Source organism: Streptomyces sp. NPDC005728, assembly GCF_040630895.1.
Lineage (GTDB): Bacteria > Actinomycetota > Actinomycetes > Streptomycetales > Streptomycetaceae > Streptomyces.
In genome coordinates, this window is record NZ_JBEXYL010000001.1 from 29606 (window position 1) to 47764 (window position 18159).

Annotated in this window: 14 protein-coding genes; 3 read left to right on the plus strand and 11 right to left on the minus strand. The window is 69.9% G+C overall.

Annotated elements, in window-relative coordinates; translation table 11 throughout:
- Positions 1 to 19: 19 nt before the first annotated feature.
- Entirely contained in the window at positions 20 to 1039 is a 1020-nt protein-coding gene (locus tag ABZ471_RS00130) for a bile acid:sodium symporter family protein (RefSeq protein WP_359061260.1), read from the minus strand.
- 205 nt (positions 1040 to 1244) lie between these two features.
- Here ABZ471_RS00130 and ABZ471_RS00135 point away from each other — a divergent pair, with 205 nt between their 5' ends.
- Complete coding sequence (locus ABZ471_RS00135) at positions 1245 to 2123, plus strand: LysR substrate-binding domain-containing protein (protein WP_359060654.1); 879 nt, start codon at positions 1245 to 1247, stop codon at positions 2121 to 2123.
- A gap of 311 nt (positions 2124 to 2434) precedes the next feature.
- On the plus strand, positions 2435 to 4261 hold the full coding sequence (locus ABZ471_RS00140) for a long-chain fatty acid--CoA ligase (RefSeq protein WP_359061262.1): 1827 nt from the start codon (positions 2435 to 2437) through the stop codon (positions 4259 to 4261).
- A gap of 7 nt (positions 4262 to 4268) precedes the next feature.
- Here ABZ471_RS00140 and ABZ471_RS00145 read toward each other — a convergent pair whose 3' ends face one another.
- The 9 genes from ABZ471_RS00145 to pqqA are packed head-to-tail and all read right to left on the minus strand — an operon-like array spanning position 4269 to position 16199.
- Positions 4269 to 6299, minus strand: coding sequence for a PQQ-dependent sugar dehydrogenase (locus ABZ471_RS00145; RefSeq protein WP_359060656.1), 2031 nt, complete (start codon positions 6297 to 6299; stop codon positions 4269 to 4271).
- 11 nt (positions 6300 to 6310) lie between these two features.
- Positions 6311 to 8578 carry an alpha-galactosidase gene (locus ABZ471_RS00150; protein ID WP_359060658.1) on the minus strand — a complete coding sequence of 756 codons (2268 nt, stop codon included), beginning with the start codon at positions 8576 to 8578 and terminating at the stop codon, positions 6311 to 6313.
- A complete protein-coding gene (locus tag ABZ471_RS00155; RefSeq protein ID WP_359060660.1) occupies positions 8575 to 11814 on the minus strand; it encodes a glycosyl hydrolase family 28 protein in 3240 nt (1079 codons plus the stop codon). Before ABZ471_RS00155 ends, ABZ471_RS00150 begins: the two co-directional genes overlap by 4 nt.
- A gap of 11 nt (positions 11815 to 11825) precedes the next feature.
- Positions 11826 to 12614 (minus strand): Tat pathway signal sequence domain protein, encoded by a 789-nt coding sequence (locus tag ABZ471_RS00160; RefSeq protein ID WP_359060662.1) that lies wholly within the window; start codon positions 12612 to 12614, stop codon positions 11826 to 11828.
- Positions 12615 to 12618: 4 nt separating this feature from the next.
- On the minus strand, positions 12619 to 13803 hold the full coding sequence (locus tag ABZ471_RS00165) for a glycoside hydrolase family 88 protein (RefSeq protein ID WP_359060664.1): 1185 nt from the start codon (positions 13801 to 13803) through the stop codon (positions 12619 to 12621).
- Positions 13800 to 14888 (minus strand): pyrroloquinoline quinone biosynthesis protein PqqE, encoded by a 1089-nt coding sequence (pqqE, locus tag ABZ471_RS00170; protein WP_359060666.1) that lies wholly within the window; start codon positions 14886 to 14888, stop codon positions 13800 to 13802. The genes ABZ471_RS00165 and pqqE overlap by 4 nt, the downstream gene beginning before the upstream one ends.
- Entirely contained in the window at positions 14885 to 15247 is a 363-nt protein-coding gene (pqqD, locus tag ABZ471_RS00175; protein ID WP_359060668.1) for a pyrroloquinoline quinone biosynthesis peptide chaperone PqqD, read from the minus strand. The genes pqqE and pqqD overlap by 4 nt, the downstream gene beginning before the upstream one ends.
- Positions 15244 to 15975, minus strand: a complete 732-nt coding sequence (gene pqqC, locus ABZ471_RS00180; RefSeq protein WP_359061264.1) for a pyrroloquinoline-quinone synthase PqqC — start codon at positions 15973 to 15975, stop codon at positions 15244 to 15246. The genes pqqD and pqqC overlap by 4 nt, the downstream gene beginning before the upstream one ends.
- A 56-nt stretch (positions 15976 to 16031) precedes the next feature.
- Positions 16032 to 16199, minus strand: a complete 168-nt coding sequence (gene pqqA, locus ABZ471_RS00185; protein WP_359060670.1) for a pyrroloquinoline quinone precursor peptide PqqA — start codon at positions 16197 to 16199, stop codon at positions 16032 to 16034.
- Between the two features lie 306 nt (positions 16200 to 16505).
- Between pqqA and ABZ471_RS00190 the strand changes: the two genes are divergently transcribed.
- Complete coding sequence (locus ABZ471_RS00190) at positions 16506 to 17342, plus strand: aldo/keto reductase (protein ID WP_359060672.1); 837 nt, start codon at positions 16506 to 16508, stop codon at positions 17340 to 17342.
- Positions 17343 to 17542: 200 nt separating this feature from the next.
- Here the strand turns inward: ABZ471_RS00190 and ABZ471_RS00195 are convergent, their stop codons facing one another.
- Entirely contained in the window at positions 17543 to 18154 is a 612-nt protein-coding gene (locus tag ABZ471_RS00195) for a hypothetical protein (protein WP_359060674.1), read from the minus strand.
- Between the last annotated feature and the right edge of the window lie 5 nt (positions 18155 to 18159).

Consider the following 18159-nt stretch of genomic DNA (forward strand, 5'->3'; position numbering starts at 1 on the left):
CTGACGAGCCGGGCGGGCCTCAGCGGGAGCCGGTGCCGACCGCGGTGCGGGACGCCGCGGCCGGCCCGGCCGGTTCCGCCTCCGCCTCCGCCTCCGCCTCCGGGTCGTGGGAGCGCCGCTTGGCGATGACCGCGCACACCATCAGCTGCATCTGGTGGAAGAGCATCAGCGGCAGCACGGCCAGGGAGGCGTGGGCGCCGAACAGGACACTCGCCATGGGCAGCCCGGAGGCGAGGGACTTCTTCGACCCGGCGAACTGGATGGCGATCCGGTCCTCCCGGCCGAAGCCGAGCGCCCTGCCTCCGTACCAGGTCAGGACGAGCATGACGGCGAGCACGACGGCCTCGACGGCGAGCAGGGCGGCCAGCCGGACGGGGCTGACCTGGTGCCAGATGCCCCGGGTCATGCCTTCGCTGAACGCGGTGTAGACGACCAGCAGGATCGAGCCGCGGTCGACCAGGCCGAGGACTTTCTTGTGGCGGGCGACGAAGCCGCCGATCCAGCGGCGCAGCAGTTGTCCGGCGAGGAACGGCACGAGCAACTGGAGGACGATCTTCACCAGGGAGTCGGCGGAGAACCCGCCGCCGTTGCTGCCGAGCAGCGCGGCCGCCAGCAGTGGGGTGACGACGATGCCGACCAGTGACGAGAACGAGCCGGCGCAGATGGCGGCCGGCACGTTTCCGCGGGCGATCGAGGTGAAGGCGATCGACGACTGGATGGTGGACGGTACCAGGGTGAGGAACAGCAGCCCCTGGTACAGCGGCTGGGTCAGGACCACCGGCACCAGGCCGCGGGCGGCGAGGCCGAGGACCGGGAAGACGACGAAGGTGCAGGCCAGGACGATGATGTGGAGCCGCCAGTGCCTCAGGCCGTCCAGGGCCTCACGGGTGGAGAGGCGGGCGCCGTAGAGGAAGAAGAGGAAGGCGATCGCCGCGGTGGACGCTCCTGAGGCCACGTCCGCGCCGGTGCCCCGGGCCGGGAGGAGCGCCGCGAGGCCCACTGTGCCGAGCAGCAGCACGACGTACGGGTCGATCGGCATCCAGCTCGGCCAGCGCAGGCGTTTCACGGTTCTCCACTTGCTGTTCGTCTTGCTGTTCGTCTTGCTCTTCGTCTTGCTGTTCGTCAGCGCGGTGCGGGACCCCGCAGGACCCCCCTCCATCGTCCTCCTGACCACACCGATCGGGAATCCCGCACACCACTCTGACTGTCATCGTCTTCCGCGATAACCGGGGTACGCTGCCCTCGTGTACGACCCCACGCACCTGCGGACGTTTCTGGCGGTGGCGCAGACGCTCAGCTTCACGCAGGCCGCCCGGCGGCTCGGGCTGCGCCAGTCCACGGTCAGCCAGCACGTGCGCCGGCTGGAGGACGCCGCGGGCCGTCAGCTGTTCTCCCGGGACACCCACTCCGTGCAGCTGACCGAGGACGGCGAGGCCATGCTGGGCTTCGCCCGTCGGCTGCTGGAGGTGCACGAGCAGGCGACGGCGTTCTTCACGGGCACCCGGGTGCGCGGCCGGCTGCGCTTCGGCGCCTCGGAGGACTTCGTCCTCACCCGTCTGCCGGAGATCCTCGAGGGCTTCCGGCACGACCATCCGGAGGTCGACCTGGAGCTGACCGTGGAGCTGTCGGGGACGCTGCACGAGCAGCTGGCGGCCGGGAAGCTCGATCTGGTGCTGGCCAAGCGGCGCCCCCAGGATCCGCGCGGCGAGCTGGTGTGGCGGGACGACCTGGTGTGGATCGGCTCCGAGCACCTCCGTCTGGAGCCGGAGCGCCCGGTCCCGCTGATCGTGTATCCCCCGCCCGGCATCACCCGTGCCCGCGCCCTGGAGGTGCTGGAGGAGCAGGAGCGGGACTGGCGGATCGTGTGCACCAGCGGCAGTCTCAACGGTCTGATCGCCGCCGCCCGTGCCGGGCTCGGCGTCATGGCCCATTCGCGGCGGCTGATCCCGCCGGGGCTGTTCCGGGTACCGGACCGCTCGGGCCTGCCGGAGCTGGGCAAGGTCGACTTCGTGCTGGTGCAGGGCCGGCGCCGCGGCGCGGCGGAGGGCGCGGCGAACGCGCTGGCGGCTGCGGTCCTGGCGGGCGGGGACCGGTTGCACCGCGGGCAGCGCGGCGGGCGCTGATACGTGAGCCGGCCGATCCGGCGCAGGAACGGTGTGGTCTCACCCCTGTACCCTGCGCGGACAGGGCCATGGGCCGTAATCGGGTCGTACAGATTCGGTGGAGATTACGGCACCGAAACTTACTGACCCGTCAGTATTGTGTCCGGCCCTTCCCCATGTGAGGGCATTTTCCGGTCGTCGTCCGGGCAGAAGGTGCGGTTTGCTCGGTTTCCGTACCCCTCCCGATCGGCGATCGGGTGGGGTAGCTTTCACGGCGCTGAGCGGAGCATCACATGGGCGTGACCGAGGAGCGAGGATCGGGGAGCGAGGGTTTGCGCGAGTTCACCACCCCTCCGTTGACGTCGGCACCGCCGGTGGGCGGTCTGGCCGATGTCGTCTTCGAGCATGCCCGGACGGACCCCCTGCACATCGCGCTGGGCCGCAAGGACGAGTCCGGGCAGTGGCGGGACGTCACCTCCGCCGAGTTCCGTGACGAGGTCCTCGCCCTGGCCAAGGGGCTCCTCGCCCGTGGCATCCGGTTCGGCGACCGGGTCGCGATCATGTCCCGGACCCGCTACGAGTGGACCCTGTTCGACTTCGCGCTGTGGACGATCGGCGCGCAGGTGGTCCCGATCTACCCGACCTCCTCGGCCGAGCAGTGCTTCTGGATGCTGTACGACGCCGAGGTGTCGGCGGCGATCGTGGAGCACGAGGACCACGCGATGACGATCGCCACCGTCATCGACCGGCTCCCGCAGCTGCGGGAGCTGTGGCAGCTGGACTCGGGCTGCGTGCAGGAGCTGTACGACGCCGGTGCGCATCTCGACGACGAGGTGGTGCACCGGCACCGGCAGGCGGTCACCCCGGACTCCATCGCGACGATCATCTACACCTCGGGCACGACCGGCCGCCCCAAGGGTTGTGTGCTCTCGCACGGGAACTTCATGTACGAGTCGGACACCATGATCGGGCGCTGGGAGCCGGTGTTCCACTCGAAGAAGGGCGACGAGGCCTCCACGCTGCTGTTCCTGCCGCTCGCGCACGTCTTCGGGCGGATGGTGGAGGTCGCCGCGATCCGCGGCCGGGTCCGTTTCGGGCACCAGCCGCAGCTGCACGCGGCCGCGCTGCTGCCGGACCTGGCCGCGTTCCGGCCCACCTTCATCCTCGCGGTGCCGTACATCTTCGAGAAGGTGTTCAACGCGGCCCGGCGCAAGGCGGAGAAGGACGGCAAGGGCGGGCCGTTCGAGAAGGCGGTCGAGGTCGCCGTGAGGTACGCCGACGCCGTCGAGGCCAAGGCCTGGGGCATCGGGCCGGGCCCGTCGGCGGCACTGAGGATGCAGCATCAGCTGTTCGACAAGCTCGTGTATGCAAAAGTCCGTGCGGCCATGGGCGGCCGTATACGGAATGCGATGTCCGGTGGTTCGGCGATGGACCGCCGGCTGGGGCTGTTCTTCGCGGGCGCGGGCGTGCAGATCTACGAGGGCTACGGCCTGACCGAGTCGACCGCGGCTGCCACCGCCAACCCGCCCGAGCGCACCCGCTACGGCACCGTCGGCCAGGCCATCCCGGGCACCACCGTGCACATCGCGGACGACGGGGAGATCTGGCTGCACGGCAGCCATGTCTTCCAGGGCTACCTCAACAATCAGAAGGCCACCGACGCGACCCTGCACGACGGCTGGCTCGCCACCGGCGACCTCGGTTCCCTCGACGAGGACGGCTATCTGACCATCACCGGCCGCAAGAAGGAGATCCTGGTGACCTCCGGCGGCAAGAGCGTCTCCCCCGGTGTCCTGGAGGAACGGGTCCGTGACCATCCGCTGGTCAACCAGTGCATCGTCGTCGGCAACGACCGCCCGTACATCGCCGCCCTGGTCACCCTGGACCAGGATGCCGTGGAGCACTGGCTGCAGATGCGCGGCAAGCCGAAGCTGACACCGGCCGAGCTGGTGCGGGACCCGGACCTGGAGACGGAGGTGCGGCGGGCGGTCGTCGCCGCCAACACCCTCGTCTCCCAGGCCGAGTCCATCCGCACCTTCCGCATCCTGGCGCAGCCGTTCACCGAGGAACACGGCCTGCTGACACCGTCGTTGAAGCTGAAGCGGAAGGCGATCGAGAAGGCGTACGAGAGCGAGGTCGAGGCCCTCTACCGGGCCTGACGGTTCGTCAGCTGACGGTCACCTTGAAGATCTTGTCGGATCCGTCCGCCGCGCCTCCGTTGTTGTCGCAGTTGGTGGTGGACAGCCACAGCTGGTCGGCGCCCGGCACCTTGGTGACGGTGCGCAGCCGGCCGTAGGTGCCGACGTAGTACGCCGTCGGAGTGCCGACCTTCTCGGCGTCCCCGCTGATCGGGATGCGCCACAGCCGTTCGCCGCGCAGGGACGCCATGTAGATGACGTTGCGGACGATGGCGATGCCGCTGGGCGAGGCCTCGGAGACGTTCCAGGTGGCCTTGGGGTTGGTCATGCCGGCGACGCTGCAGCTGCCTTCGCAGGTGGGCCAGCCGTAGTTGGCGCCGGGCTTGATGAGGTTCAGCTCGTCCTTGGAGCTGTTGCCGAACTCGGCCTCCCACAGGCGCCCGTTGCGGTCGAAGGCGAGGCCCTGCGGGTTGCGGTGGCCGAGGCTGTACACGTAGGTGCCGAACGGGTTGCCCGGCGCCGGCTTGCCGTCGGTCGTCATGCGCAGGATCTTGCCGTTGAGGGAGTTCTTGTCCTGTGCGAGGTCGGGCGTCTGGGCCTCGCCGGTGGAGACGTAGAGGTAGCCGTCGGGCCCGAAGGCGAGGCGGCCGCCGTTGTGGTAGCGGTTCTTCTTGATGCCCTGGAGCAGCACCTTGTAGTCGGCGAGCTTGGTGCCGTCGTACGTCATGCGGACGACACGGTTGCCCTCGGATGCGGTGTGCATGAAGTAGACGTAGTGGTCGGTGTCCCACTTCGGGTCGACGGCCACTCCGAGCAGCCCGCCCTCTCCGTTGGTGGTGACGGCTTCGGGAACGGTGCCCACCTGGGTCCTGCTGCCGCTCTTGGTCAGCTTCCAGACCCGGAAGTCGTCCCGCTCGGTGACCAGCGCCGACTGGCCGTCGGGCATCCAGTAGGTGCCCCAGGGGATGGTCCAGCCGGTGGAGAGCGTGGCGATGGAGGAGGGGACACCGCCGTCGGTGGCGCAGGCCTTGGTGGTGAAGGTGACCGTGTTGCTGGGCGCGGAGACGTTGCCTGCCGCGTCGCGGGCGACGACGTCGAGGGAGTAGGGGCTGTTGCAGGCGAGGCCGGTGAGCGTGGTCGATGTGCCGGCCGTGACCGTCTTGTAGACGGTGGTCCCGCTTCGTATGTCGTAGGCGACGACCGCACGGTCGTCGGTCGACGCGCCCCAGCTGAGGTCGACTGTATTCGATGTGATGTCGGCGGTGGACAGTATGCCGGGTGCGGTCGGCGGTGTGCTGTCGGAGCTGGGCTTCGTCGTGCAGTCGACGACGGGGCTGGCCGGCGAGGCATTGCCGGCGGCGTCCCGGGCGATGACGGTGAGGTTGTAGGTGGTGTTGGGGGTGAGCCCGGTGAGTGCCTTGCTGGTCGCGGTCCCGGACGCCTCGCCGATCTTGTTGCCGTGCTCGTAGAGGTCGTACGCCGTCACGCCCACGTTGTCGGTGGACGCGCCCCAGGCGAGGGTGAGGCCGCTCTCGCCGAGGTCGGAGCAGCTGGGCCGGCCGGGGCGGGTGGGGGCCTGGGTGTCGGCCGCGGCGGCGAGGCTGATGCGGTCGAGGTTGGGGCCGCCGTTGGCGGTGGTCGCGGTCGCGCGGATCTTGTTGGTCCCCGCCGAGAGGGGGACGTTGACGCTCTTGGTCGCCCAGGTGTTCCAGTCGGTCGTGGCCGGGAAGGAGACACCGGACGCGACGACCGTGCCGCCCACGGAGATGTCCATGGGGCGGTCGGTGGAGGTGCCGTTGGCGTAGCGGAGGGTCACCGAGGAGGTGCCCGCGGCGGCCGCGCTCACGGTGAACTCCACGTAGGAACCCTGGACGTTGGTGTAGTCGACGAAGCCGGTGCCCGTGTATCCGGTGTGGTTGGCGGCCACGGTGCCCTGGGAGATCAGGGCGTCCTCGGCCTGGTGGTCGGTGGCCGCGCGGGCGGTGCCCTGGCTCAGTCCGGCGAGGGGCAGCGCGAGGGCCACGGCCAGACCGAACGGCAGAACTCTCGTGAGATTCATGGGTGTTCCCCTCAGCCCGTGTACTGGGCGAAGACCTTCAGGTAGTCGTACGGCTGCTGCGACACGCCGCTGCAGGAGTCGCCGTCGGTGCCGGGGCCGCAGGGGCGGTCGCGGTTGACGGACCAGTAGGTGAGGCGTGCGATGTGGTGCTGCCGGGCGTAGGCGAGCATGGTTCTGAAGTCGGCGACGCGGACCCGCTCGCCGGAGTCGTCCGTCCTGCCGTTCATGGAGGACAGGCCGATGTGGGCGTAGGCGGTGGTGTCGTCGTAGCCGTAGGCCGCCTCGACCCGCGCCTTGAGGCCCTCCATGGCCCGGGTGGTGAGGGTGCCCATGGTGGTGGTGCCGCCGCCGAAGTCGAACGGCATGATGCACCAGACGTCGTTCGCCAGGCCGGAGTCGGCTGCCCGCTTGATCATGTCGACGCCGGTGGAGTCGGGGCCGCCGGTCGTCGTGCCGAAGGTGATGACGGTCTTCAGGCCGGGGTTGTCGGCCTTGACGGTCTTCAGTGCGTCGACGACACGCCGGCGGACGGTGGCGTTGGACCATTCGGTGTTCTCGATGTCGATGTCCAGCACCTTCAACCGGTAGGCGCTGACGACCTTTTGGTAGGCGCCCGCGAGCGCGGCGGCGCTGGAGCACTTCTCGCCCAGCTTGGCTCCGCTCCAGCCGCCGACGGAGACGATCACGTCACCGCCCGCGGACCGGATGGCGTTGATCGCCGACTGGTCGCTGCCGCCGGTCAGCGGGCGGGAGCCGTCCCACTTCGGGTTGCAGGTGCCGTCGGAGAGGACGAACGCGAGCGTGAACCACTTGACGCCGGTCGCGGACATCACCGAGGCGGGGTTCTGCGGTTTGCCCCAGCCGAGGTACTCGTAGGGGGCGACGGCCATGCCCGGTGAAGCGGCCGCCGGGTACGGCGAGTCGGCCGGTTCCGGGGAGGTGACCGGCTTCACCCGGATCAGGCGGGTCTCGCCCGGGCGCAGGGTCGCGCTGTAGGAGTCGGTGACCACGCCCGTGTGGGAGCCGGACCACAGGTCGGTGACGTCGCCGGAGCCGGTGAAGCCGGCCTGGGACCAGTTCACCTTGACCGTGGCGCTGCCGGAGGTTGCGGTGTTGAACAGCGCCACCACGTACGCGCCGCTGTTCTCCCGCTTGCTCCAGACCTGCTGGACACCACTGTTCACCAGCCGCTTCGCGGCCACCCCGTCCTGGTCGACGCCGATCAGCCGGTCGTTGGTGAGCATGGCCCTGTCGACCGGGTCGAGGTGGGTCAGGTCGGTGCCGAGCAGCAGGGGCGCGCCCGCCATCGCCCACAGGGTGAAGTGCGAGCGCCGCTGGTCGGCGGTGAGCCCCGCCTGGTCGCCGTTGCCGATCTCCAGGGAGTCCAGGTCGTTCCAGCCGCCGGGGCCGGCGTACGGCTGCCAGGTGGCGGCCGAGGTGAAGCGGGTGGACACGTGCTTCCAGTCGGTCAGCGGGTAGCCGCTGCCGCTCGGGCCGGGCCCGCAGTAGCACTCGACGTCGCCCTGGGTGCGCCAGCTGTTCGCCAGTTGCCGCCAGGTGGAGGCGTTCGCGATCGGCAGGTTGTTGGAGAGGGCGAAGGTGATGGGCCGTCCGGTGGCGCGCAGGGCCTTGTCCCAGGCCTGCACGTCCGGGACGTCCTGGCTGCCCACGCCGTCGATCTTCAGGTAGTCGACTCCCCAGGAGGCGAACTGCCTCGCCCAGGAGTTCACGAACTCCTGCGCGCCCGGCTTGGAGTAGTCGATGTAGTACATGTTCTTGCAGTTGTAGTTCTTCTCCGTCTTCGAGGTGTCCGCGATGTCCTTCGCGTGGTACGACGTGCCCTCGATCGGGGTGTTCTTCAGTACGGCGTTCTTGGCGATGCCAGGAGTGACGTAGAAGCCGAACTTCAGTCCCCTGGCGTGGATGTGGTCGGCCAGGGCCTTGATGCCGCCGGGGAACTTGTCGGTGTCGACGGCCCAGCGGCCGTAGGAGTCGACGACGAACCCGTTGGAGTCGCACTTCTGCCAGAAGTCGTCCAGGTTGACGTGGACGAAGCCGTGGTCCTTCAGGCCGGTGGAGACCAGGGCGTCGGCCTGCGCCTTGATCTTCGCCTCGGTCGGCCAACGGCGGACGAAGCTCCAGCTGCTCCAGCCCATGGCGGGGCGGACCGACTGGCCGTTGTCGGAGGCGGCCGCGGGGCGTGCGGCGGTCAGCAGCGGGATCGCGGCGGCGATGAGCAGCCCGGCCAGCGCGGCCGCCATTGCTCTGATGCGGGTCATGAGCGTCCTCCGTTCGCGGGTGCGGCGTATGCGGTGCCGATCCACGCCTCGTCGATCCGCAGCCGCTTGTGGCGGGTGGTGTCGGTGGAGGCGGCCCAGGTGGAGTCGATCTCCAGGCGGACGTAGCGGGCGTTCGCGGCGGTGAGGTCGATGCCCTGGATGCCACGGCGGCTCGCCAGCTGCCCGCTCTTCACGGCGCTGCCCCAGGTCGTGCCGTCGTTGCTCAGGAACACCTTGTAGTCCTTGATCCGGGCGGACTGCTCGGTGGCCGAGCGGGCGTAGGCGACGGAGTCCTCGCGCTGGTTCAGCCCGAGGTACTGCACCCTCTTGGCCGAGCCGAGGTCGAAGGTGAGGGTGACGGGGAGGGTCTTGTCGTTGTCCCAGTAGGTGAGGTGGTCGCCGTCACCGGCGGCGGAGCCGGTGTGGCCGCTCGCCGAGGCGCTCGCGGTCACCTTGACGCCGGTCAGGATGCCCTGGCGGCCGGCGGTGGTGACCTTGAAGACGGTGTCGTACGGGTCCCAGGCGGCGAGGCCGGTCAGGGTGAGCACCCCACCGGACTGCGACCACGAAACCGCTGCTCCCGTACGGAGGTTGGTGACGGAGGAGATGCGGTAGCCGTTGTCGCGGATGCGCAGGGAGCCGGTGCCGGGCGGGGTCAGGACGTGGATGTACTGGCGGTTCGGGTCCGTCCTGGCGATCGTGGTCACGCCGTGCGCGCCGTCGTTCCAGAAGCCGGGTTTGAGGCCGCCGTACAGGTAGCCGCCGCCCTCGGTGCCGTGCAGGGACTCCCAGACGGGGTCGAGGTAGGTGTTCGCGAAGTTGTTGAAGGCTGCCTGGTTGGCCGGGAACTTCCCGTTGACCTGGGCGGTCTCGGCCATCAGCGCCTTGACCGAGGAACCGGCGTTGGTGATGAGCCGGCCGAGGGTGAGCATACGGTCGACCGACGGATCGGAGCCGTCGTACCACCAGGCGCCGGACGAGGGCAGTTTGAAGTCGGCCTCGGTCAGGCGGGGCTGAGCTGTGTATACAGCCTGCGGGTAATCGTATGCAGGCGTCATGCCCGTCTTCTGCTCATTGCTGATCATGTCCATGATCGACGTGTCCTCGTTGTTGTTGCTGAGCGTGTAGTTCGGGCGCTTCTGGTAGATCTGCGCGTAGAGGTCGTGGCTCTCCCAGTACGCGTTGTCGTTGTCGATCCAGAAGCCGCCGAGGTCGGGGTAGCGGTCCATGACCTCGAAGAAGTTGTCGTAGCTGAACTGGCCGAAGCCGTCACGGGTGGCCAGGTCGACGTTCTTGCCCTTGTGGGCGGAGTACGCGGCCGAGTCGAGCCACTCGTGGCCGCCCTCGTCGTGCCACTGGGGGTCGTCGGTCATGTAGAGGATGACCTTCATGCCCTGGGCCTTGGCAGCGGTGATCAGCTCGCCGAGGAAGTCCCGCCGGGTCGAGCAGGAGCCGGGGATCTTCGACGGCCAGGGGCGGGCGTAGCCCAGTCGACTGTGGAACGTAGCCAGTACAAGGTATTGCGTATGCAGTTTTCGGGCTTCGTTCACCCAGTAGTCCGGCGTCCAGCCGCCACGGGTGACGTCGTTCTCCCAGGCCGTGCAGTCGGTGTGGGCGGGGGCGGTACGCAGGCCCCAGTGCAGGAAGAGACCGCCGACGGAGTTGCGGAGGAAGTCCTGGCGGGGGTTCTCCAGGTCTCGGGGACCCACCGCCGTACCGCACTGCTCGGTGGATCCGGTGGACGAGATCCGCAGCGCGCCGCCGGAGGTGTTGTGGCTGTCGGTCAGGCAGTAGCCGGTGACGTTCTGGAAGCCGGCGTCGTGCGGGGACTCGCTGCCGCGCCGGGCGGTGAAGCGGGTGAGGCGGATGCCGCTCGCGGCGTTGGCGATGACCGCGGGACGGCCGTCGTCCGCGGCGAACGTCACGGAGCTGTCGGTGAAGGTGATGTCGTCCGCGTTGTGCAGGTACCAGCCGTAGGCCGGGCGGGTGCCGATGGCCTTCGGGTTGTAGTCGTCCGGGTCGTTGCTCGGCACGCCGGTGGACATGGTGCCGTTGCCCCCGGGCACGGTGATGTCGACGTGGTTGAACGTGACGTGGCTGATCCGGTGGCCGGACTCGCCCCACAGGGTCGGACTGAAGGAGGGGTTGTTGCCGGTGGCCGTGATGCGGTCGTACGTCACATCGCTGATCGAGCCGATGCCGGGGCTGTTGCCGCAGCGTCTGCGGGTGCCGATCTTCTGCATGATCGGTGAGTGGACGCCGGTCATGGTGATGTCGCGGTAGTGGACGTCGGAGATCTTCGCGCCGTCCATGGAGACCATGCCGAGGCCGGACTTGTCGGCGCCCTCGATGCGGATCTTCTCGAACTGGTAGTCGGAGAAGTCGCCGCAGGTCTCGGAGCCGAACATCAGGGCGTTGCAGCACTTCGCCGAGAGATACGCATCGCTCACCCGGACATGGCCGTTGGGGAGCTTGGCGCCGAGTGCGTAGTCGCTCTTGAAGACGAGGGCGTCGTCGTTGGCCCTGATGGTGGCGTTCGTCACCGTGACACCGGTCGTGGAGATGATGTTCCAGCCGTCGCGGTCGCTCGCGGTGTCGATGGTGAGATGGTCCGAGGTGACGTTCCTGCAGCCGTTGATCAGGGCCGCGAAGTGGCCGCCGCGGCGCAGGGTGAGACCGTCGCCGAGGCGCAGTCCGTCGCAACGGGTCAGCGAGATGATCTTGTCGGCCTCGCCGGACTTCGGGTTGCCGGTGATCAGGTTGCCGGCGCCGTCGATGACTCCGCCGCCGGTGAAGCCGATGTTCGTGAGGCGGTCGCCGTAGATCATCGCGTTGTGGAAGTGGCTGTGCCCGTAGTCCTGGTACTTGTCGTACGCGTTGGGCTCGGGCGGGTCGTAGGTGTCCGCGGAGGAGCCCTGGATCGTGGCGCCCGTGTCGACCTGGAGCGTCACGTTGCTCTTCATGCGGATGGTGTTCTTGGACTTGTAGGTGCCGGCCGGGAAGCGGACGGTGCCGCCGCCGGCCGCGTTGGCCGCGATGACGGCCCTGTTGACGGCGGGGGTGTCGTTGGCGGATCCGTCGCCCTTGGCGCCGTAGTCGCGTACGTCGTAGACGGCGGCGCGGGGCGAGGGCTCGGGGGCCGCGAGGGCGGCGGGGTGGGTGAGACCGAGGACGACGGCGAGGACGGACAGGACGATCGCCGCCGCGCCTCTCCCGTGGGGGATGCCGGATCGCATGTGACGACTCCTCAGGCGAGTTGGTGGCCACGGAGGTTGGAGAGCAGCAGGTAGGTGTTCTGCAGGGAGCCGGAGGTGTCGCCGAGGGAGCGGTAGATGCCCCACTTCGGACGGGCGCGGTCGGCGAGGAACGTGTCGACGCCGGTCCTCGACTCGTCGACCACCGTCGTGGAACCACTCTTGAGGATCCAGCGGACCGAACCGGCCGAACCGTTGCCGACCTTGATCTGGAAGTCCACGTCGGTCCATCGGTCGTGCAGCGGTTCCAGATCGGTGCGGCCCACCAGAATGCCGGCGATCGCGAGCTTCAGCTCGATGCTCTGCTTGCCGTTCACGCGGCGCAGGGACTGGACGACGATCGGCGAGGTGCCGTTGCCGGGCTGCTTCATCTGCATGATGTGCGTGAAGGTGGTGGTCGCCTTCAGCGAGCCGGGGATGTACATCGCATACGTGATCCGCCAGGTCTGGCCCTCGGTCCACTTCAGGTAGCTGCTGCCGCTCGTGCGCAGGCCGGTGACCTCCTGCCGCTGGCGGTCGGTCGACGTGTCGCGGTCGACTGTGTGCATGGTGAAACGCCAGTTGTCGCCCGTGGCGTGGATGTGCGGGTGTCCGGCGGGGTGGGAGTTCGCGCGGTCGTCCTCGACGGTCTCGAAGGCGCCGAGTCCGTCGCCGCTCGCGGACGGGGACCACTTGAGCCGCCAGGACCCGGCCCGGTCCGGGGTCGCGGCCGGCGGACCGGCGGCGGTCGAGGCCGCGCCGCCCAGAGCGGCGCCCAGGAGCACCCTTCTGGTCGTGCTCATGACATCAATCTCCTTGCAGTTGCTCGTTCATGATCAGGAAGGCGCCCAGGCCGTGGAAGTCGTTCGTGGCCCGGGTCCGGGCGGCGTAGTACGCGTAGTCGCCGACGTTCGTGCCGACGGAGATGTCGGCGAGGTTCGTGCGGCCGTCCGCGCCGACCGAGACCTTCGCCAGCACGCCCTCGTAGCCGCGCCGGGCGACGGCCGCGTAGTGCGGGTCGAGATAGCCCTGCCGGGCGCCGCGCGAGAGGGCGTAGGTGAACATGCTGGAGCAGGACGTCTCGGTCCAGTCGTCACTCCTGCTCCCCTTGTCCATGACCTGGAACCAGCGGCCGCTCGACGGGTCCTGGTACCTCTCCAGGCCGGCCGCCAGGCGCCGGAGGATGCCGAGGAGCCGGGGCCGCCGTGGCTGGTCCGCCGGTATCGCGTCGAGGACGTTCACGATCGCCATCGAGTACCAGCCGACCGCACGGCACCAGTGCTCGGGGGCGAGTCCGGTCCGCGGGTCGGCCCAGCTCGCGGTCCTCGACTCGTCGTAGGCGTGCTTCAACAGCCCGTTCGCGGCCTGGAGACGGCCGCCGTAGACGGCGAGCTGCCTGGCCGCCTCGTCGTCGGTGTACGCGCTGTCGCCGAACTCCCTGCCGTACTCGACGAGGAACGGATTCACCATGTAGACGCCGTCCGCCCACAGTTGGTGGGCACGGCTGCTGTTGTCGGCGTGCCAGAAACCGCCGTCGCTCGTGCGCGGATAGGTGGCGAGGCGGTCGCGGATCTTCTTCGCCGCCTTGCGGTAGCGGTCCTGGCCCGTCTCGTGGTGCAGGATCACCAGCAGCCGGCCGGCCTGCATGCTGTCCAGGCTGTTGAAGGACTGGCCGATGAAGCCGTCGCTCTTCACGAAGCGGTCGACGTAGCTCTTGATGTAGGCGAGGTACCGCGCGTCGTGGGTGCGCCGGTAGGTGAGGTACTGGCCGTAGAGGTAGAGGCCGACCGGGTACGACCAGCCGCCGATGCTCGTCGGCGTGTAGCGGGCCGTGGTGGAGTCGACCACGGCGGTGGACCAGTCGCGGGCGGCGGCCGGCCGGTGCGGGGCGGGGGCGGCGACGGCCGGGGGCACGGCGGCGGGCAGCGCGGCGAGGCCGGCGGTGGTCAGCGCGAGTGCCGTCAGGGCCGCCCGCAGGCGTCGGCGTCTCATGTTCCTCCTTCGCGCGGGGCTTGTCGGTAGGCGTACGCGAGCTGCCTGGGCCCGCGCACGAGGTCGTGTACGAGGTGGTGGTCCGGGGCGTGCCGGCAGGCGGGGTCGGTGCGGGCCGGGTCGCCGGTGAGGGCGTACGCCTGGCAGCGGCAGCCCCCGTGGTCGGTGTCGCGCAGGGCGCAGCCGCGGCAGGGTTCGGGCATCCAGGACTCGCCCCGGAAGGCGTTGAAGGCCTTCGACTCCCGCCAGATCTCGCCCAGTTGGTGGTCCCTTACGTTCGGCGGGTCCAGGCCGGGCAGGGTGGCCGCGGCCGGGCAGGGCAGGACGGTGCCGTCGGGGGCGACGGTGAGCGAGATACTGCCCCAGCCGCCCATGCACGGTTTCGCGGTGGCGTCCACCAGGTCGGGGGCCACCCACACCAACTCCAGTGAGTCACCCAGCCGTTCGCGCCAGCGGGCGACGGCCGAGCGGGAGCGCTCCACCTGGCCCGGTGTGGGCAGCAGCACGGCCCGGTTGCGCTGTGCCCAGCCGTGGTACTGGGTGTGGGCCAGTTCGAGCCGGTCCGCGCCCCAGTCCACGGCGAGACGGACCAGGTCGTCGAGCGCGTCGAGGTTGGCGCGGTGCAAGACGGCGTTGAGGCCGAGAGGCAGCCCCGCCTCGCGGATCAGCCGGGCCGCGCGTTCCTTCGCCGCGAACGACCTTACGCCCGCGATGCGTTCGGCCGCGGCGCGGTCCGCGTGCTGCACGGACAGCTGCACACTGCACAGGCCGGCCGCGACCAGCCCGGCCAGCCGCCGCTCGCCCAGGCCCACCCCGCTGGTGACCAGCTGGGTGTACAGGCCGGCCGTGCCGGCGGCGGCCACCAGGTCGGGCAGGTCGCGGCGCAGCAGCGGCTCACCGCCGGACAGATGGGTGTGGACGACACCGAGGGCGCCCGCCTGCCGGAACACCCCGGACCACTCCTCGGTGGTCAGCTCTGTTGACCGACCGACCAGTTCGACGGGGTTGGAGCAATAGCCGCAGCGCAGCGGGCAGGCGTGAGTGAGTTCGGCGAGCAGGGCCCATGGCGGGTCGACGGTCGTCATGTCAGCCAGCCCTCCCTGAGCAACGCGGCCAGGAAGTCGGGGACTTCGACGGCGACGGGTGCGCCGGGGAACCGTGCGGACAGCTCGGCCACGACGCCGGTCACGCTCCGGCTGCCGTCGCACAGCCCGAGGACGGCGCCCGCACGGCCGTGCAGGACGACCACGCGCTCCGGCAGCAGCAACAGATCCGCGTCCCGCACCGGGTCGTGCCGCAGCACCACGCCCCGGGCGAGTACGGGACGCCAGGCCGTCACACCGCCGACGGGTTCGACGCGCCCGGCGGGAGCGGGACCCCTGGCGAGGGCGGGACGCCCGGCGGGAGCGGGACGCCCGGCGGGGACGGGGTGTCGTGCCGTCACGGGCCGCTCCCGTCCACCGCGTCCAGCAGCGCCCAGAGCACCTCGCACTTGAAGGTGAGCGCGGCCACCGCCCGTTCCTGCTGTTCGCGGGTGCGGGCTTGGTCGAGGACCAGGGCGAGGGCCTCCTCGCCGTCGCGGGCGCCCTGGGTGACACGGGTGCGGAAGTAGGCGAGGCCGGCCGGGTCGATCCACGGGTAGTGGTGTTCGAAGGCGGCGATGCGGGTGCGCATCAGGTCCGGCGCGGACAGCTCCGTCAGGGAGGCGGCGACGGAGTCCGGCGTGGGTCGCAGCCGGCAGAAGGTGACGTAGCCCTCGACCGCGAACCGCACCCCGGGTGGCACCCGGGAGGCGTCCCACAGTTCCTGGCGACCGAGGCCCGCGGCCTCGCCGAGCCGCAGCCAGCGCTCGATGCCGCCCTCGCTCCCGGGGCCGCCGTCCCCCGTGCCGTCGTGGTCGCGGATGCGGCGCAGCCAGACGCGGCGCTGCTCGGGCCGGTCGAGCCCCGCGAGGATCAGGGCGTCCTTGACGGGGATGTGCCGCTGGTAGTGGAAACGGGCGGCGATCCAGCGGCGCAGCTCGGCGGGGGTCAGCTCGCCGCGGTGCATCCGCAGGTTGAAGGGGTGCCGGTCGTGGTACCGGGCGGCGTTGACGGCGCGCAGCCGCTCGGTGAACTCTGCGGGGGGCCATGGGGCCGTGGTCGTACGGCCGTCGGTGCCGGCCGCGGCCATGTGGCCGTCGGGGCGGGCAGTCGTCACAGCGTCCGTCACGGGCGGGACGGTCATGCTCATGAGGCCTGGGGCGGCTCGGGCGTGCGGCGGTCGGCGAGGGCGTAGGCGGTCACCTCGAGGGCGGTCTCCACGACCTGGTAGCCGGGACTCTGCCAGGCCGTTTCATCGGAGGTCTTGGGGTCCGAGTGGGCTGTGCGAGGGGTCGTGGACAGGGTTTTGTTCATGTGTGCGTACCCGCTTTCCTGAGGGTGGGGGTTCTCAGTGGGCAACAACAGCCGTGGTCAGAGGCCGTTCACATGCATGCACCGGGTTCAGTCACACGTCCGGTGGCGCGATACAGAGTCCCGGGATGACGGGCCGCGGTCAATGGTCCGGACCGATAACGTCGGATGCGTTTCCGGCCAATCCGAGGTTCCGGAGACTGACTCGCCGGTCAGTCGGTGCGGATTCCGCGGTCAGGAATGCATCGTGGCGCGTGATCGTTGACGATGGGAGTACCACCTGTCGACAACCGAAGGATCAAGAAGCTCGTGAGCAGCAAGGTCCCCCCGATCATCCTCAACAACGGCGTCGAGATGCCCCAGCTGGGCTACGGCGTCTGGCAGGTGCCGGACGACGAGGCCGAGCAGGCCGTCGCCACGGCACTCGAGGCCGGGTACCGCAGCATCGACACAGCGGCGATCTACGGCAACGAAGAGGGCACCGGCAAGGCCATCGCCGCCTCCGGCCTGCCCCGTGAGGACATCTTCGTCACCACCAAGCTCTGGAACAGCGACCAGGGGTACGACGCCACACTGCGCGCGTTCGACGCGTCACTGGAGAAGCTGGGTCTCGACCATCTGGACCTGTACCTGATCCACTGGCCGCTGCCGTCCCGGGGCAAGTACCTCGACACGTACAAGGCGTTCGAGAAGCTGTACTCCGACGGCCGCGTCAGGGCGATCGGCGTGTCCAACTTCCTTCCCGACCACCTGGAGCGGCTGATCGACGCGACCTCGGTCATCCCGGCGGTCAACCAGATCGAGCTGCACCCCCACCTGCAGCAGCGCGCGGCGCGCGAGTTCCACGGGGAGCAGGGCATCACCACCGAGGCCTGGTCCCCGCTCGGCCAGGGCAAGGGCCTGCTGGAGGTACCTGCCGTCGTCGCCATCGCGCAGAAGCACAACCGCACTCCGGCCCAGGTCGTGCTGCGCTGGCACATCCAGCTGGGTAACGTCGTGATCCCGAAGTCCGTGACGCCGTCGCGGATCAAGGAGAACATCGAGGTGTTCGACTTCAGCCTGGACGACGAGGACCTCGCGGCGATCAGCGCCCTGAACGAGGACCGGCGGCTCGGCCCGGACCCGGCCACCTTCGACATGGGCTGACCATCGCCCGGCGAACGGCCGTTCGCCCGCCCCGGCGGCAGGCGGACGGCCGAGCCGCGGGGCGGGACGGCCGAGCGGCAAGGCCGGACGGCCGTTTTCCCGAACATCCCCGCGGGAGGAGGCATGCCTCGCCGTGGGAGGGGGATCCGGATGCCCGTACGGGGCCGGTCAGCCGGCGTGCACGCCCGTGTGCACGCCCTTCAGGCGAGGTGCACGTCCGTATGCACGACCTCGAACTCCTCCAGACCGACGACGTTCACGTGCGCCTTGGCGACGCCTTCGTGCCGGGCCGCCGCCTGACCGGCCCGCGAGGCCACCATCGCGTCACGGTCCGTGAAGAGGGTGCCGACCTGGCCCGTACCGCGGTCCCGGTCGACGAGCAGGCCGGCCGTGGCCAGGCCCGGCAGCGTCTCGAGCCGCGGGATCACGGTCGACAGGAACGTCTCGGCGACCAGGTCGGCGTCCGCGGGGTCGAACTCCACCCGCGTGACGCGCAGTCCGCCGCCCATGCGCGGCGGCTGGAGCGGGTGGTACACCACCGCCTCGAAGTTCTCCACCGTCAGCGTTCCGGCGAACGGCTCCAGCAGGGCCTTCCTGCGCAATCGCATGACCTCGTCGCTGTTGTGCCGCGCCTCGGCCGTGTCCCACCAGCTCACGCCCAGCAGTTTGCCGAGATCCCGGTCCACGAAGACCCCGGCCCCGCGGTAGCCCGGACGCTCCTGGAGCAGCTCCCGGCCTTCCGTGTTCAGGGCTCTGACGGCCGTGTCGATCTTCGCGGGGTCGCCGGTCACATAGACGGTGCGCACGAACATGACAT